The sequence below is a fragment of the Mesorhizobium sp. M7A.F.Ca.US.010.02.1.1 genome, from assembly GCF_004023085.1.
Classification (GTDB): Bacteria; Pseudomonadota; Alphaproteobacteria; order Rhizobiales; family Rhizobiaceae; genus Mesorhizobium.
Genome location: NZ_RZRV01000045.1, coordinates 11,924 through 27,235, shown reverse-complemented (window position 1 = coordinate 27,235; position 15,312 = coordinate 11,924). Strand labels below are relative to the sequence as shown.

The 15,312-nt window shown below is 64.8% G+C and carries 14 protein-coding genes; 6 read left to right on the top strand and 8 right to left on the bottom strand.

Features of this window, described 5'->3' with window-relative positions; translation table 11 throughout:
* Positions 1-46: 46 nt before the first annotated feature.
* From EOA19_RS29825 to EOA19_RS29775, 8 genes are all read right to left on the bottom strand, one after another.
* Positions 47-994 carry an alpha/beta hydrolase gene (locus EOA19_RS29825; protein WP_128305629.1) on the bottom strand — a complete coding sequence of 316 codons (948 nt, stop codon included), beginning with the start codon at positions 992-994 and terminating at the stop codon, positions 47-49.
* A gap of 11 nt (positions 995-1,005) precedes the next feature.
* Positions 1,006-1,686, bottom strand: a complete 681-nt coding sequence (locus EOA19_RS29820) for an isochorismatase family protein (RefSeq protein ID WP_128305628.1) — start codon at positions 1,684-1,686, stop codon at positions 1,006-1,008.
* A gap of 346 nt (positions 1,687-2,032) precedes the next feature.
* Entirely contained in the window at positions 2,033-3,337 is a 1,305-nt protein-coding gene (locus EOA19_RS29810) for a Xaa-Pro peptidase family protein (protein ID WP_128305627.1), read from the bottom strand.
* A 302-nt stretch (positions 3,338-3,639) separates the two neighbouring features.
* Positions 3,640-4,611, bottom strand: a complete 972-nt coding sequence (locus tag EOA19_RS29800; protein ID WP_128305626.1) for a GlxA family transcriptional regulator — start codon at positions 4,609-4,611, stop codon at positions 3,640-3,642.
* A gap of 295 nt (positions 4,612-4,906) precedes the next feature.
* Positions 4,907-6,103: a PLP-dependent aspartate aminotransferase family protein gene (locus tag EOA19_RS29795; RefSeq protein WP_128305625.1), complete on the bottom strand. Its 1,197-nt coding sequence runs from the start codon at positions 6,101-6,103 to the stop codon at positions 4,907-4,909.
* Positions 6,100-7,521 carry a pyridoxal-phosphate dependent enzyme gene (locus tag EOA19_RS29790; protein WP_128305624.1) on the bottom strand — a complete coding sequence of 474 codons (1,422 nt, stop codon included), beginning with the start codon at positions 7,519-7,521 and terminating at the stop codon, positions 6,100-6,102. The genes EOA19_RS29795 and EOA19_RS29790 overlap by 4 nt, the downstream gene beginning before the upstream one ends.
* A 360-nt stretch (positions 7,522-7,881) precedes the next feature.
* Positions 7,882-9,216: an FAD/NAD(P)-binding protein gene (locus tag EOA19_RS29780; RefSeq protein ID WP_128305623.1), complete on the bottom strand. Its 1,335-nt coding sequence runs from the start codon at positions 9,214-9,216 to the stop codon at positions 7,882-7,884.
* A gap of 31 nt (positions 9,217-9,247) precedes the next feature.
* Positions 9,248-9,751 (bottom strand): Rrf2 family transcriptional regulator, encoded by a 504-nt coding sequence (locus tag EOA19_RS29775; RefSeq protein WP_128305622.1) that lies wholly within the window; start codon positions 9,749-9,751, stop codon positions 9,248-9,250.
* A 910-nt stretch (positions 9,752-10,661) separates the two neighbouring features.
* Here EOA19_RS29775 and tauA point away from each other — a divergent pair.
* The 6 genes from tauA to EOA19_RS29745 all read left to right on the top strand — a co-directional run bounded on the left by tauA (position 10,662) and on the right by EOA19_RS29745 (position 15,303).
* Positions 10,662-11,675: a taurine ABC transporter substrate-binding protein gene (gene tauA, locus EOA19_RS29770; protein WP_128305621.1), complete on the top strand. Its 1,014-nt coding sequence runs from the start codon at positions 10,662-10,664 to the stop codon at positions 11,673-11,675.
* Positions 11,676-11,837: 162 nt separating this feature from the next.
* The gene (locus EOA19_RS29765; protein WP_128305620.1) at positions 11,838-12,647 is read left to right on the top strand and encodes a taurine ABC transporter ATP-binding protein; all 810 of its coding nucleotides are present in this window, start codon (positions 11,838-11,840) and stop codon (positions 12,645-12,647) included.
* Entirely contained in the window at positions 12,644-13,504 is an 861-nt protein-coding gene (locus EOA19_RS29760; RefSeq protein ID WP_128305619.1) for an ABC transporter permease subunit, read from the top strand. The genes EOA19_RS29765 and EOA19_RS29760 overlap by 4 nt, the downstream gene beginning before the upstream one ends.
* 29 nt (positions 13,505-13,533) lie before the next feature.
* The gene (locus EOA19_RS29755) at positions 13,534-13,719 is read left to right on the top strand and encodes a hypothetical protein (RefSeq protein WP_013528709.1); all 186 of its coding nucleotides are present in this window, start codon (positions 13,534-13,536) and stop codon (positions 13,717-13,719) included.
* Between the two features lie 181 nt (positions 13,720-13,900).
* Positions 13,901-14,074: a GIY-YIG nuclease family protein gene (locus EOA19_RS29750; protein ID WP_128305618.1), complete on the top strand. Its 174-nt coding sequence runs from the start codon at positions 13,901-13,903 to the stop codon at positions 14,072-14,074.
* A 257-nt stretch (positions 14,075-14,331) separates the two neighbouring features.
* The gene (locus EOA19_RS29745; RefSeq protein WP_128305617.1) at positions 14,332-15,303 is read left to right on the top strand and encodes a sulfonate ABC transporter substrate-binding protein; all 972 of its coding nucleotides are present in this window, start codon (positions 14,332-14,334) and stop codon (positions 15,301-15,303) included.
* Positions 15,304-15,312: the final 9 nt, after the last annotated feature.

The window sequence follows — 15,312 nt, the reverse complement described above, 5'->3', positions numbered from 1 at the left end:
GGGGGAGATTGGCGCCTCACCGCCGGCGCCTTCCTTCCTCAGCCACTCAATACGGCCACTCGCCCTTACCCAACGCACCAACCGCCGCAATAATCCGCGCAAACGCCTCCGCCGCTGCCGGTACAGTCGTTCGGGCGCGCAGGAAGCTGTGCACCAGCCTCGGCTCCTCGTGCCACCAGGCCTTGCCACCGGCAGCCACAATACGGTCGCGGTAGGTCTCGCCATCCGACGACAGCGGGTCGCATTGCGCCGTGACGATCACCGTTGGCGGCAGGCCGGAGAAGTCGGTGTCGCGCAGCGGCGAGAAGGTCGGGTCGTCGGGCGACTGCCGCTTGGCCGAGCGGACGTCGCGGTAGAAGGCTAAGTCGGCCACCGACAGCAGCGGCGCCTCGGCGTGCTCGATGTAGGAGCCGGCGCTCTCGTCGCCGCCGAGTTCGGGGTAGATCAGCACTTGCCCGACCGCAGCTCTGATATGGCGGCGCGTCGCCTGCGCCACCGCGGCGGCGAGGTTGCCGCCAGCGCTTTCGCCGCACAGCACCAGCGGCAGATCTGATGACACTGCCGCCCATTCGAAGGCGGCCACCGCATCGTCGAAGGCGGCGGGATGAAGATGCTCCGGCGCCAGCCGGTAGTCGACCGACAGCACGTCAAAGCCGGTGCCGGCGCAGAGCTCGGCGCAGATGTCGTCATGGCTTTCGAGCCCGCCGAGGATGAAGCCGCCGCCGTGGTAGTAGATCACCATCGCCTGGGCGGCCTTGCCGGCAAGCTGGTAGCGGCGGATCGGGATGTCGCGGCCGGCGGCGGCGATCAGGCTGTCGCTGGCCGTGACGCCGGGCGGGCGGCCCTGATGGAAGGCGCGGCTCATCCGGTCATAGACTTCACGCTGCCTGTCGATCGGCAGGCCGATGATCTCAGGCGGATACCAGGTGTTGACCGCGTCGATATAGGCCCAGAGTTCGGGGGCGAGCCGGGTTTCGTATTTGCCCCGAGTCATGCTTTCGACAGTCATAGATCGGCGTAGAGCGCGGCCGCGTTGTCGAAGGAGAAGCGCAGCGGCACCGAGCCTTCGACCTGCCAGGCGGTGACGGTCTCGCCGGCCAGCAGCCGGCAGGCGCCGTCGGTATCGGTGACGGCGCCACCATAGAGCCGGTTGGCGAGGTTGAGGATGCCGGTCTGGTGCATGGCGGCACTGCCGCTGCCACAGGCATCCTTGACCAGCAGCACGCGAAAGCCCTTTGCCACCGCGTCTTTCACCGAGGCGTCGATACAGGCCTCGGTCCAGACGCCTGATACGACCAACCATTCGATGCCGGCGGATTTGATGTCGCGCGCCGCCGGCCCGGTGCGGAAGGCGCTGGCCTCGGCCTTGACCAGCAGCGCCTCGCCCATGGCCGGCGCCACCTCATGGCAGATCTCGGTCAGCGGATCGCTCTTGTCGGAAAAGGCCGACTTGCCGTCCTCACCGACCGGATGAAACGGCCGGTCCTGCTTGTCGAGATCGACGATGTAGGCCCAGTGGTAGAGCGGCACATGGTGCTGCCGCGCCGCCGCCTGCAGGCGCTGGACGTTGGCGAGGATGCCGGCAAAGCCGTCGACCAGGTAGCGCTTGTCCTGCCGGTGCTCTTCCTGCAGGTCGATGAAGATCGCGGCCACCGTGCCGCGCTTGATGGCGATGGGGGTTTTCATGCGGCGCATGCATGCATGGGCGGCCCCGCTTGGCCGAAAGCCGACGCCGGTCCGTTACCGTGCTGGCGCAAGCGGTGGTGATTGGCCGAAGCGCCCCCGACTTCGTCATCCACGGGCGGAGCGGGAGCGAAGCGGACGCGCAGACCCGAGGATCCATGCCGTGACGTTGATCGAATGGTGCAGCGGAGCAGAATTTGGACCGTGGCGACACGTTGGAGTCCCGGCATGGATCCTAGGGTCTGCGCCGCGTCGCTGCGCTCCTTGCTCCGCCCTAGGATGACGAAGTTGTGGGGGCTCGCGACGGCAGCAAAGGCTCGCGATCCGGCGCCGGTGTGCGAAGCCACCCTCAAACCTGCTTCTCCAGAAACTCATCCTCATAGGGAAAGCGCGACAGGAGTTCGGTGCCGGTGTCGGTGATCAGGATCTCGTCCTCCAGCTTGACGCCCTCGCGGCCGCCTTTCTCGCCGATATAGCTTTCGACGCTCACCACCATGCCTGGCACGATATGGCCGTCGCGGCCATAGGTCTCGTAATCCATGGCGTGCGCAATGAACGGCGTTTCGCCATGCATGCCGACGCCGTGCATGACCGAGGTGTAGCGCTGGTCGACGAAACGGTCGGGGATTTTCCACGCCTTCTCGGCAATCTCGCGGAACGCCATGCCGGGTTTGACGACCCCGATGTTGTGCTGAACCTGGTCGTGCGCCATGCGGTAGAGCGACTTCTGGTAGGGGGTCGGCTTGCCCGGTCCGCAGCGGAAGGTGCGCGAGAAATCCGAATAATAGCCGTAGCAGCCGATGGTGTCGGTATCGAGCGCCAGCAGTTCGCCGGGGCGGATCTTGCGGCCGCTGGCCTCGTTGAACCAGGGGTTGGTGCGCTGGCCGGAGGTGAGCAGCCGGGTCTCGATGAACTCGCCGCCCTGGCGGATGACCTCGCCATACATGATGGCGAACAGGTCGTTTTCGGAGACGCCGGGCTTGATCGCCTCGCGCACCGCATAGACGGCGGCCTCGGCGCCGGCCATCGACACCTGCAGGCATTTGACTTCCTCGGGCGTCTTCACGGCGCGCACCGCCAGGATCTCGCCCTGGCAATCGCGAACCTCGCAGCCGCGCTTTTCCAGCGCCTGCGCCTGCAGATGGCTGCAGCGGTCGAGGCCGAGCTTCATCGAGCCGCCGCCATGCTGCTTCAGAAGCTCGGCGATCTCGTCGGCGAAGGGACCGGCGGTTTCGTCGTCGCGGCCCGACACCGACGACCAGACGAGCTTGGAAGGACGCGCCTCGTCGATCGTGTCGAGCACCATGGAGACATGATAGCTCTGCGGGTATTCGAACAGCACGATCGGCCCAACGGTCGGGATAAAGAAATAGCGGGTCGAGTTGCGCAGGAAATAGCCGAACATGTTGCGCGAGCCGGTGGCGTAGCGCTGGTTATAGGGGTCGAACAACACGACGCCGCCATAGCCGGCCTCACGCATCCAGCCGCGCAGTTTCGCCAGCCGGCCCTTGCGCAGCGCATCGGCATCGATGAAGGACGGCTCGGTGTCCGACAGCCACATACCGCCGGCCGGATCGGCGGCAGCGGGGTGGCGCATGCGGTCCTTGAAGTCCACGTCCTGCGTGCTGTCAGGGTCGAATACGACGATGCTCATGGGGTACGGCCTTGGGTCGGTTGCGAGGCCGGAGCATGGCGCAAGAGGGGCGGAAGGATTGTGCGGAAAACCGCGTTTGTTGTGCGGGATGCCGCGGGCAGATGCGGAACGCTGGCGGGACAGCACCCCCCTCTGGCCTGCCGGCCATCTCCCCCGCAAGGAGGGAGATTGGCTGTCACGAGCGCTTTCGCCAATTTTCAACGTTGAAGAAAGCGCGGGAGGCCAAAGCCGCTGATCTCCCCCCTTGCGGGGGAGATGTCCGGCAGGACACAGGGGGGTGCTGTCCCGCCAACATCGACAAACTAATGCCTCCTCGCCAATCTCGGCGGATGCCCGTGCTCCTCGCGAAACGCCCGGGCAAAGCTCGACATCGAGGCGAAGCCGCAGGCCAGCGCCACGTCGCGCACGGCGAGCGTCGAATGCGCCAAAAGGTCGGCGGCACGCTTCAGCCGGAGCCGCCGGTAATAGCCATTGGGCGAGATGGCGAGTTCGGAGCGGAAGGAGCGTTCGAGCTTGTCGGAGGAGACGCCGAGCTTCGCGGTCAGCTCGGCCATGCCGAGCCGCTCTTCCACCGCATCCTCCATGATGGCGATGGCCGACAGCACCAGCTCATTCTGGACGCCGGTGCGCAGCCGCAGCGGCATCATCTTGCGGTCGATGCTGGAGCGAAGCTGGCTGTGCACGAACCATTCGGCGACGCCGGCGGCAAGCTCGGCGCCGTAGTCGCGGGTGATGATCTCCAGCATCATGTCGAGGCTGCCGACGCCGCCGGCCGAGGTGAAGCGCTTGCGGTCGATGACATAGAGGTCGCGCCTGAGCTCGATGTTGGGGAAGGCTTCGGTGAAGGCGGCCTGGCTGGTCCAGTGCAAGGTGCAGGCATGGCCGTCGAGCAGGCCAGCGCGGGCGAGGAAGAACGCGGCATCGGCCACCGCGCCGATATGGGCGCCGTTGCGCAGGCTCTTGCGGATCCAGTGTGCCGCGTCCTCGGCGACGAGATGATCGGCATCGCCGCCCGAGCAGACGACGATGCGGTCGACCTTCGGGGCATCCTCGGCGTAAAAGCCCGGCTGGATGACGACGCCGTTCGACGCCTCGACCGCGCCTTTCGTGCCGCCGACGATGATCCAGCGATAGCATTCTCTTTTCGCCAGGACATTGGCGGCACGCAGCGGCTCGATGACCGAGCTGAACGCCATCATCGGAAAGCCGGGAAACACCAGCACCGCGAAGGTGAGCGGGGTGTCGGTGGGTTTGGGTGGGGCGTGTGTAGCCATGGGGCGCTACATTTCGGGCAGATGGGGTTCGGGGTCAACGGGGCTTGGCTGAACGATGCGCGAAGCGCGGTTTGCCGTTGACCGTTGTGGCGGCGAAGAGATCGGTCCGACGTCGGCGGGACAGCACCCCCCTCTGGCCTGCCGGCCATCTCCCCCGCAAGGAGGGAGATTGCAGCTTCGATGGCGCCGCTCGTCTTGCAACGTTCGAGATTGGCGAAAGCGGAAGTGACATCTGATCTCCCCACCAGAGGGGGAGATGTCCGGCAGGACAGAGGGGGGTGTGAAGGATCGCTGCCTAACCCCCCAACGCCTGATCCAGATCGGCGATCAGATCGTCGCCATCCTCGATCCCCGCCGACAACCTTACCAGCGAATCCGAAATCCCGATCTCGGCCCGTTTCTCGGCCGGTATGGACCCGTGCGTCATCAGCGCCGGGTGCTCGATCAGGCTTTCCACCCCGCCGAGGCTTTCGGCCAGCGTGAACAGTTGCGTGCGTTCGAGGAAGCGTTTGGTGCCGGCAAGGTCGCGGTCGAGCACGGCTGTGATCATGCCGCCGAAGGCGTGCATCTGCTGGACGGCGACGGCGTGCTGCGGGTGGCTGGCGAGGCCGGGATAGATGACGCGGCGCACGTCGCGGCGCGCTTCCAGCCATTGCGCGATCTTGAGGCCATTGGCGGAATGTCGCTCCATCCGGAGCGCCAGGGTCTTCAGCCCGCGCAGCGCCAGAAAGCTGTCGAACGGACCCGAAATGGCGCCGATGGCGTTCTGCAGGAATTTCAGCTGGGCGGCGAGCTCCTTGTTGTCGCCGACCACGGCGACGCCGCCGACCATATCGGAATGGCCGTTGAGATATTTCGTCGTCGAATGCACCACGATATCGATGCCGAGCTCCAGCGGCCGCTGAATATAGGGACTGCAAAACGTGTTGTCGGCGACCGTGAGCAACCCCTTGTGCTTGGCGAGTGCCGCAACGCCTTCGAGGTCGACGATGCGCAGCAGCGGGTTGGTTGGCGTCTCGACCCACAGCATTTTCGTCTCGGGCCGGATCGCCGCCTCGACGGCAGCGAGGTCGGTGAAGTCGACGAACGAGACCTGCAGGTTGGCCGAGCGTTTGCGCACCCGCTCCATCAGCCGGAACGAGCCGCCATAAATGTCGTCGGTGGCGACGATGTGGGCGCCGGAATCGAGCAGTTCCAGCACGGTGGCGATCGCCGCCAGGCCGGACGCGAAGGCAAAGGCGGCCGAGCCGCTTTCGAGATCAGCCACGGCGCGCTCGAAGGCAAAGCGCGTCGGGTTCTGGCTGCGGGCATATTCAAAGCCCTTGTGCACGCCGGGAGACTGCTGGGCAAAGGTCGAGGTGGCGTAGATCGGCACCATCACCGCGCCGGTCAGCGGGTCGTGGCTCTGGCCGCCATGGATGGTGCGCGTCGAGAAAGCCAGACGGTTCTTGCCGGCTGAAGATGGGCCGGCTGGCGGAGTATTGCTGGTCATCGTGCGCGCCTCAAATGGTTGATCAGGTCTATGCGGGTTATCAGGCCGACGAACTCTTCGCCGTCGAAGATGATGGCGACCTCGTTGCGGTCGAACACCGGCAGCAGCGCGTCCAGCGTCTGGCTTGCCTGCAGCGTGTGCAGATTGGAGGTCATGGCCGTGCGCACCGGGCCGTTGAAGCGCTCCCAGCGGCCGTCATAAGGGCCGTCGACCTTGGCCAGGATGTCGCTTTCGTCAACGATGCCGACGAGCTTGCCATTGTCGAGCACCGGCAGCTGCGAGACATCGGAACGGCGCATGCGGCCATAGGCGTTGAGCAGGCTTTCGTCCGGGCCGACATAGACGGTGTCGCCGGTGCGGTGCGAGCGCATCACCAGGTCGCGCAAATCGCCATGCTGCTCGTGCTCGGCAAGGCCTTGCTCGGCCAGCCAGAAATCGTCGAACACTTTCGACAGATACTTGTTGCCGCTGTCGCAGACGAAGGTGACGACGCGTTTCGGCACCGTCTGCTCGCGGCAATAGCGCAGCGCGGCGGACAAAAGCGTGCCTGAGGACGAGCCGGCGAGGATACCTTCCTTCGACAAGAGGTCGCGGACCGCCAGCATGCTCTGCTTGTCGGGGATGGAATAGGCCTTCTTGACCAGCGACAGATCGGCATTGGGCGGCACGAAATCCTCGCCGATGCCTTCGACGGTCCAGCTGCCAGCCTCTTCCATCTTGCCGGTCTTGATCAGCGGCGCCAGCACCGAGCCGACCGGGTCGGCCAGCACCATTTCGGTCTTCGGCGATACCTTGGCAAAGTAACGGCCAAGCCCGGTCAGCGTGCCGCCGGAGCCGACGCCGACGACCACGGCATCGACGTCACCGTCGAGCTGCGAAAAGATCTCCGGGCCGGTGGTGGTTTCATGCGCCAGCGGATTGGCCGGGTTGGCGAACTGGTTGGCATAAAAGGCGCCGGGCGTTTCCGCTGCGATCTTCTCGGCCATGTCCTGGTAATATTCGGCATGGCCCTTGCCGACATCGGACCGCGTCATGCGCACTTCGGCGCCGAGCGCGCGCAGATGCTGGATCTTTTCGCGCGACATCTTGTCGGGCACAACCAGCACGATGCGATAGCCCTTTGGGATGCCGACCTGGGCAAGGCCAAGCCCGGTGTTGCCGGCGGTCGCCTCGACGATGGTGCCGCCGCGCCTGAGCCTGCCCTGCTTTTCAGCCGCGGCGATCATCGACAGTGCGATGCGGTCCTTGATCGAGCCGCCGGGGTTCTGGCTTTCGAGCTTGATGAACAGCCGGCACTTGCCGGTGTCGAATTTGGTCAGCTCGACCACCGGCGTCTGGCCGATCAGGTCGAGAACCGACGCATAGGGCGGACGCAGGCGGGACAATTCGTCGGCTGCGGCGATCTCGTGCTCGTTCATATCGATGCTCCATGACCAAGCGACCGCCTCGAGGCCGAGCGGCAGCGTATCCTCTTTTCCAGCCCTTTGCAGTCGGAAAGAAGATAGATCGTGCCAATCAACCGGCCAGATGTGGAATGAAATTCCGGGTTGTGGCTGTGGTCTCAAACTAAACGCTACCGCAGCACTCCGTCACACCCCCCTCTGGCCTGCCGGCCATCTCCCCCGCAAGGGGGGAGATCGGATGTCGCCGCCGGTTTCGCCAATCTTCAACGCTGAAGAGAACGTGCCAAAAGTGAAGCTGCCAATCTCCCCCCTTGCGGGGGAGATGTCCGGCAGGACAGAGGGGGGTGCTGTCCCGCCGGCATCAAAGGTTCTGCTTCACCCCAGCAGCTGCTTGCTCAGCCTCGCACATTGCACGCGGATATCCGGAATGGCGTCGATCTCGAAGAAGGTGCCGCGCGTCAGCGGGCCGACGGCGAGGATCTTGGCCGAGACGGTCCCGTCGCCGGCGATGATCTCGCATTTGGCCGATACATCGAGGCCGATGCGCAGCGGATCCGGCCGTGCCAGGCCGCGGTCGACCAGCGAGCGCACGACGCTGTTCGACGAGGTCGAGATGTCCCTGACGATACCAGAGCAATCGTAGATGCGGGCGACCTCGAAGGCCTCGAGGCGCTGCGTGTGGCGCGACTGGACCTGGACGGTGAATTCGCCGTTGCGCGCGATGTCGACGACGCGGCCGGCGACCAGGCGGATGCGGCCGGACCGCACGGCTTCGGTGACGCGGGCGTAGACCTCGGGCGCCATGCGATGGCGGTGGATGTCCCACCAGGCCTTGGTGTGCTCGACGAAGCGGCGCTTGGCGGAAGCCGGCCAGTTCTGCCAGATCTTCTGGTTGAACGGCCGCAGGCCGTCGACGACGTCGCGCCAGTCGATGCCGGCCTTCTGGTTTTCCTTGATCAGGTCGCGGAACCAGCCGACGAAATAGGAGAGCTGCGTGCCGAGCGGAATGTCGGCGACGTCGAGCTTGATCGGATTGCCCTTACGATGCGGCGAGGGCAGCAGGCCGCGCCGCGACACAGCTATGATGTCGCCGCGATGGCCGCGCTGCTCGAGCGCCAGGAAGGCATCGACCATGCTGAGGCCGGTGCCCAGCACCATGACGCCGGCGTCGGGGGGAAGTGCTGTGTCGGCTTCCGACCCCATCCTGACGGCATGGCCTTGCGCCGGCTCCTCGTCGTGGCCGGTGGCCAGCACGGCGAGATGCGCAACGACGCTGGTGCCGTTGGCCAGCGCCACTTCGACACCGGATGCGGTGGGCGTGATCGAGAGGCTTTCCTCGCGGATCAGCCGAAGCCGCCCGGTCTGCTTTTCGCGCGCCTGCAGCTCGTCGAGCAATTCGCCGAGGTAACGGGCATAGATGCTGCGCGGCGCATAGAAGGGCGCCTGCTCGGCCGTTGCCAGGCCGCGCTCCTGCAGCCAGCGCCAGAAATTGCCGGGATCGTCGGCATAGGCGCTCATGCCGGCGGCGCTGACATTCAAGACATGCGCCGAGAGCAGCGTCGAATAGGCGATGCCCTGGCCGAAATGCGGGCGCCTTTCGATCAGCGTGACGCGCAGGTCGGGATTGGGCGACTTCAGGAGATGCGCGGCCAGCACGACGCCGCTGGCGCCGCCGCCGACAATGATGATGGAGTTGGCACGCCCGGTCATAGGCATGCCTTCGCTCTGCGCAGCGCCAGTGTCAGGCCTGGACCTTCACCGCGACCGGCAGACCGCCGATGTCCCTCGCAACCGGCAGATCGTCGATGCCCTTCGCGACCGATAGGTCGTCGAGGACGATGTCGCGCATTTCGGCGAGGCTGCGCTGATCGAGCACCTCGGCGATCGCCTGCCGGACCTCGAGCATCAGGTGTCGGACTTGGCATGTCGCCTCGTTGCAATCTTCACAGCGCTGGTACTGGGTGCGGCTGGCGCAGGGGATCGGCGCCAGCGGACCGTCGAGGACGCGCACGACATGGCCGACCTTGATCTCGTCGGCGGGGCGCGCCAGGCGATAGCCACCATCCTTGCCCTTGCGGCTCTGGACGAAGCCCGCATTGCGCAACTCGCCCAGGATGGCGTCGAGAAATTTCTTCGGGATGTTGTTGCCGGTGGCGACGTCGTTGACGAAGGCAAGCTGCCCGGCCGGCAATCGCGCGAGATGGACGAGCGCCTTGAGGCCGTACTTGCCCTTTTTCGTGAGCATGAGATCAAAATTTCTCTGTCATGCGACGGCGTGGAACCATCGGTTGCAAAACGCCTGGCGTGCGTTGCCGCCGCGTCCAAGCCCGCATGACACATAAATTCTAGTGACATGATGTACAAGCCGAGAACTGTTGATTTTGCTTCGTTTTCAAGCCGCTGTGGCCATTTTAGCCCGACCTTGTGCCCTCGAAAGCACAAAAATGCCCTTTGAGAGCAGTGGGATGGCAAAATGGTCCTCCAGGGCCGGATGTGGTCGGCATCGACTGACGCGACGGCGAAAGCCGATCCATGCCGCGAGCGATCATGGTGATGTGGTGGCCGCTCATCGCCGACTCCAACTCTCTCATGTCGATCAGAATACTATACTTATGCTGGAGCACTGTGGAAGGTGTTTTCGAATCCATGGCTTTTTTGGGTATGGATTTGCCTGACAGGGGCAAGACTAGGAATTCTCGTTCGCGATCGAGGTCATGCCATTCCTTCGAGCGTTGGTGCGTGCAGGACCTTGCCGGACGCTGGCAGGACAGCACCCCCCTCTGCCCTGCCGGGCATCTCCCCAGCAAGGGGGGAGATTGGCAGATCCACCGTAGGTTCAACACCTGCAACGATGGCGATTGGCGAAAGCCGGGATGACAGCGATCTCCCTCCTTGCGGGGGAGATGGCCGGCAGGCCAGAGGGCGGTGCTGTCCCGCCGACATCGGAAGACTTCGGACGGTAGCCGAGCCCCCAACGTCACGGCTTGGATCAAGCCAGGAAATCGCTTGCAGCCGCCACATCCGCTTCGCCACCCAGCACCGACAGCTTTTTTCTAACAAGCTCGCCTTGGTTGGAAGGATTTAACTCTACAAGAGCGATAGAATTAGCTGACTATCATAGGGCATTCCGGTTTTTCTCTTTTCAGGAGCCCTTCATGTCCACCATTTCGCGACGCATTATTCTGCTCTCGTCGGCGGCACTGGCCGGTGCGGCCTTCCTCGGCCCGGCCCTTGCCGACGACCTCAAGATCACCATCGGCTATCAAACGGTAGTCGAGCCTTCGAAAGTGCCGCAGGCCGACGGCGCCTATGAAGAGGCGACGAAGGCCACCATCGACTGGCGCAAATTCGATTCCGGCGCCGATGTCATCGCCGCGGTCGCTTCCGGTTCGGTCGATATCGGCTATGTCGGCTCGAGCCCGCTGGCGGCGGCGGCGAGCCGCGAGCTGCCGATCCAGACCATCTTCATCGTCGGCCTGATCGGCGAATCCGAAGCGCTGGTTGCCCGCAACGGCGCCGGCATCGCTGAGGTCGCCGACCTCGCCGGCAAGAAGGTCGCCGTGCCCTTCGTCTCGACGACGCATTACAGCCTGCTCGCCGCACTGAAGCACGAGGGCGTCGATCCTAAGTCGGTCGAGATCCTCAATCTGCGGCCACCGGAAATCGCGGCGGCCTTTTCCCGCGGCGATATCGACGCGGCCTATGTCTGGGATCCGGCGCTCGGCCAGATCAAGACGACCGGCAAGGTGGTGCTGGATTCCTCGCAGGTCGCCGCCTGGGGCGCGCCGACCTTCGACGCCTGGATCGTGCGCACCGACTTCGCCGAAAAGAACCCTGAGGCAGTGCGCGACTTCGTCAAGGTGACGGGCGCCGCCTATGCCGAGTTCCTCGCCAAGCCCGACGCCTGGTCGGTGTCGTCGCCGCAGGCGGCCGCGATCGCCAAGATCACCGGCGCCAAGCTGGAAGAAGTGCCGCAGTTGCTCAAGGGCTATGTCTTCCCGACGCTCGAAGAACAGGCCTCCGACAAATTCCTCGGCGGCGGCACGGTCAAGGCGGTGGAAGCGACATCCGCCTTCCTCAAGGAGCAAGGCAAGATCGACGCCGTGCTTCCCGACTATTCGAAATACGTGTCGTCGAAATACGTCACAGAGGCGCTCGCCTCAAACTAGTACCCGCTTAACGCAATTCCGGACGGAAAACCGCATTACACTTTTCCTGGAATTGCTCTGAACCCGGGCCCGCGCGCTTCTTCCCTGACGCCGCGTGCTGACTGCCCCGGAACCGCTGACGAGGGCCGGGGCAGTCGGATTTCAACGAACCGCGAGGCATCCATGCCGCATCTCGTACTGGACCCCCATCTTGTACTGGACCCCCATCTCGTACTGGACAAGGTCTCGATCCACTATGACGGCCAGGCGGAGCCTGCCGTCGAACGGGTGTCGATCGATGTTGCCAAGGGCGATTTCGTCGTGCTGGTCGGCCGTTCCGGTTGCGGCAAGACCTCGCTGCTCAACGTCGCCGCCGGCCTTGTCGCGCCGGCGCGAGGTACGGCTTCCATCGACGGCAAGCCGATCACTGCGCCGGGCTCGGACCGGGCGGTGGTGTTCCAGAACGATGCTTTGTTCCCATGGCTGACGGCGCGCGAAAACGTTGCCTTCGCGCTCAGGCTGCGCGGTGTCAGGCCAGCCGAGCGGGCCCAGCGCGCCGATGAGCTGCTGGCGCTGGTGAAGCTCACCGACGCCGGCGACAAGCGCATCTGGGAGCTTTCCGGCGGCATGCGCCAGCGTGTCGGCCTGGCCCGGGCGCTCGCCGCCGAACCCGAATTCCTGCTGCTCGACGAACCGCTCGGCGCGCTCGATGCGCTGACGCGCGAACGCATGCAGACGACGCTGCTCGATCTGTGGACGGCAAGCGAGGTCGGCGTGCTGATGGTGACGCATGGCGTCGAGGAGGCGCTGGTGCTGGCCACCCGCATCGTCGTGCTGGCGCCCGGCCCGGGCCGCGTGGTGCGGACTTTTGAACCCGGCTTCTCCAGGCGCTACGCATCGGGCGAGGCGATCCGCACCATCAAGGCCGATCCGGCTTTTGCCGCGGCGCGCGGCGGGTTGACCGACGCGATCTTCGAAGGAGAAGCGGCATGACCGTTACTTCCTACACGGAGCGACCGGGACACAAGATCGACGAGGCCGACGGCCTGTCGGTGCCATGGTCGCGCCCCAGCCCCAAGCGCAAAGGCGTTTCGGCCCGCGCGGTCAGCGCTGTCACCATCCTGGTGGTGCTGGCGCTGTGGGCGCTGTCGGCCCGCCTGCAACTGGTGTCGCCAGTGTTTCTGCCATCGCCTGCCGCCGTGTGGAACAAGTTCATCACCGTCGCTCGTGACGGCTTCGTCGATGCGACGCTGCTGCAGCATGCCGTCGCCAGCCTGTGGCGGGTATTCGCCGCGCTGGTCGCCGCCATCCTCATCGGCGTGCCGGTTGGGCTCGCCATCGGCATCAGCACGATCGGGCGCGGCATCTTCGATCCGCTGCTGGAATTCCTGCGGCCGATCCCGCCGCTCGCCTACCTGCCGCTGGTCATCATCTGGTTCGGCATCGGCGAACCGTCCAAGATCCTGGTGATCGCCATTGCCATGCTGGCGCCGGTGGCGCTGTCGACCGCGTCCGGCGTTCGCGGCGTCTCGCAGGAGCGCATCAACGCGGCGCGCTCGCTGGGTGCTCCCCAGCGCCAAGTGGTCCGCCACGTCATTCTGCCCAGCGCGCTGCCGTCGATCCTGACCGGACTGCGCATCGCGCTCGGCGCCGGCTGGTCGACGCTGGTCGCCGCCGAACTGGTGGCGGCGACACGCGGGCTTGGCTTCATGATCCAGTCGGCCGCCCAGTTCCTCGTCACCGACGTGGTGGTGATGGGCATATTGGTGATCGCGGCCATCGCCTTCGTGCTCGAATTCACCATCCGCAGGATCGAGCGCGTGCTCGTCCCGTGGGCGGGACGCGAATGATCGAAGCCCAGAGGAGCAGGAGAATGACGATGACCCATTCCACCGCCGTGCTGTTCGCTCAAGCCGGCAACTGGCTTCTCGCCTGGACCAGGGAAAGCCAGCCGCTAGAACAGCAACCGAAATCGCCAACGCCGGTCCGCTGGGACGCCGAGCGCGACCGCCTGCCGCCACGCGACGAGAGTTTTTACTGGGCCTGGCAGTATTGGTCGCAGTGAAGGGCGTGGGGCACGACTTGTGTCACGAAGACGGCTTAACTTAAGCTTCGTCATCCTAGGGCGAAGCAAGGAGCGAAGCGACGCGGCGCAGGCCCTAGGATCCATGCCGTGGCGGTGGTCGTAGAATGCGGCGGATCAGAAATGTCGCTTTGCACGCCATCACGCGGGCTACCCTTCAACCATGACCGGCTATGCTTACATGACCGCGAGTCAGAAGCGCGGTACGATCTACATCGGTGTCACCAACGACCTCGGCCGCCGCGTACCCGAGCACAAGTCACGACAATGGAAGATCGAGCTGATCGAGAGGGCCAATCCGGAGTGGTTCGAGCTCTTTCGTGGAACCGGCTGGTAGGCGCTCGGTTCCTTGCACCGCCGGAGCATAGCATCACCGTCACGGCATGGATCCTAGGGTCTGCGCCGCGTCGCTTCGCTCCTTGCTTCGCCCTAGGATGACGAAAGCTGGGGCTGCCGGCAGAAAACAAATCCGCTCTTCAAGTCCATCTCGCAAAATTATTCCTCTACTAAATTTATAGAACTACCTAGCCTGATCCATCTTCCAACCGGCGAGGCCATTTCCCGGCGCCGATCCGCAGCGAAGGAGAGGGATCAATGTTCAATCTGACCAAGCCTTTCAATCTGACGAGACGTGTTTTCGGCATCGGCCTGCTGGCGGCTACGGTTGTCCTGTCATCCGGCGCCACAGCGCAGGAGCTGAAGCACCTCAGCATCGGCTATCAGAAGACCGGCCTGCCGGTGATCGCCAGGCAGCAGCAGGTGATCGAAAAGGCACTTGAAGACAAGGGCGTGACGGTCAAATGGGTCGAGTTCACCGCCGGGCCGCCGCTGGTCGAGGCGCTCAATGTCGGCGCCATCGATGTCGGCTGGACCGGCGACGCACCGCCGATCTTCGGCCAGTCGGCCGGCGCCAACATCGTCTATGCGGCGGCACTGCCGTCGAATGGCGACGGCGAGGCGATCTTCGTCAAGCCGGCGTCGCCGATTCAGTCGGTCGCCGATCTCAAGGGCAAGCGCGTCGGTGTCGGCAAGGGCACCAGCGCGCATAATCTGCTTGTCGCCGCACTGGAAAAGGCCGGTATTCCGTTCGACCAGATCACGCCGGTCTATCTCAGCCCGGCGGATGCAGCCGCAGCCTTCGCCAGCGACCAGATCGATGCCTGGAGCGTTTGGGATCCGTTCTTCGCCATCGCCGAAACCCGCTACCAGCCGCGTGTGCTGGCTCGCTCCAGCGAGGTGCTCAAGGTCAACACCTACTTCCTCGCCAACAAGGATTTCGCCAAGGCGCACCCCGAAACCATCACCACGACGATATCGGCCCTTGGCGAGGCGGCGAAATGGGCCGACCAGAACCGCGACAAGGTGGCCGCGGCGCTGCATGAGGTGACCGGTGTGCCGCTCGACGCGCAGATCATCGCCGCCAACCGCACCAAGTTCGGCATCTTTCCGATCACCGACGAGATCATCGCCGGCCAGCAGGCCACCGCCGACCGCTTCTACAAGCTCGGGCTGATCCCGAAAGCGGTCCGCATCTCCGACGCGGTGTGGACAGCACCCGGCAACTAACTTGTCCCC

What these genes read in the sequence shown, in the direction of transcription:
- EOA19_RS29820 (WP_128305628.1), bottom strand. Translation starts at nt 1,686, where the DNA reads ATGAAAACCCCCATCGCCATCAAGCGCGGCACGGTGGCCGCGATCTTC.
- EOA19_RS29775 (WP_128305622.1), bottom strand. Translation starts at nt 9,751, where the DNA reads ATGCTCACGAAAAAGGGCAAGTACGGCCTCAAGGCGCTCGTCCATCTC.
- EOA19_RS29760 (WP_128305619.1), top strand. Translation starts at nt 12,644, where the DNA reads ATGACCGTTACTTCCTACACGGAGCGACCGGGACACAAGATCGACGAG.
- EOA19_RS29795 (WP_128305625.1), bottom strand. Translation starts at nt 6,103, where the DNA reads ATGACCAGCAATACTCCGCCAGCCGGCCCATCTTCAGCCGGCAAGAAC.
- tauA (WP_128305621.1), top strand. Translation starts at nt 10,662, where the DNA reads ATGTCCACCATTTCGCGACGCATTATTCTGCTCTCGTCGGCGGCACTG.
- EOA19_RS29745 (WP_128305617.1), top strand. Translation starts at nt 14,332, where the DNA reads ATGTTCAATCTGACCAAGCCTTTCAATCTGACGAGACGTGTTTTCGGC.
- EOA19_RS29810 (WP_128305627.1), bottom strand. Translation starts at nt 3,337, where the DNA reads ATGAGCATCGTCGTATTCGACCCTGACAGCACGCAGGACGTGGACTTC.
- EOA19_RS29755 (WP_013528709.1), top strand. Translation starts at nt 13,534, where the DNA reads ATGACCCATTCCACCGCCGTGCTGTTCGCTCAAGCCGGCAACTGGCTT.
- EOA19_RS29800 (WP_128305626.1), bottom strand. Translation starts at nt 4,611, where the DNA reads ATGGCTACACACGCCCCACCCAAACCCACCGACACCCCGCTCACCTTC.
- EOA19_RS29750 (WP_128305618.1), top strand. Translation starts at nt 13,901, where the DNA reads ATGACCGGCTATGCTTACATGACCGCGAGTCAGAAGCGCGGTACGATC.
- EOA19_RS29765 (WP_128305620.1), top strand. Translation starts at nt 11,838, where the DNA reads ATGCCGCATCTCGTACTGGACCCCCATCTTGTACTGGACCCCCATCTC.
- EOA19_RS29825 (WP_128305629.1), bottom strand. Translation starts at nt 994, where the DNA reads ATGACTCGGGGCAAATACGAAACCCGGCTCGCCCCCGAACTCTGGGCC.
- EOA19_RS29780 (WP_128305623.1), bottom strand. Translation starts at nt 9,216, where the DNA reads ATGACCGGGCGTGCCAACTCCATCATCATTGTCGGCGGCGGCGCCAGC.
- EOA19_RS29790 (WP_128305624.1), bottom strand. Translation starts at nt 7,521, where the DNA reads ATGAACGAGCACGAGATCGCCGCAGCCGACGAATTGTCCCGCCTGCGT.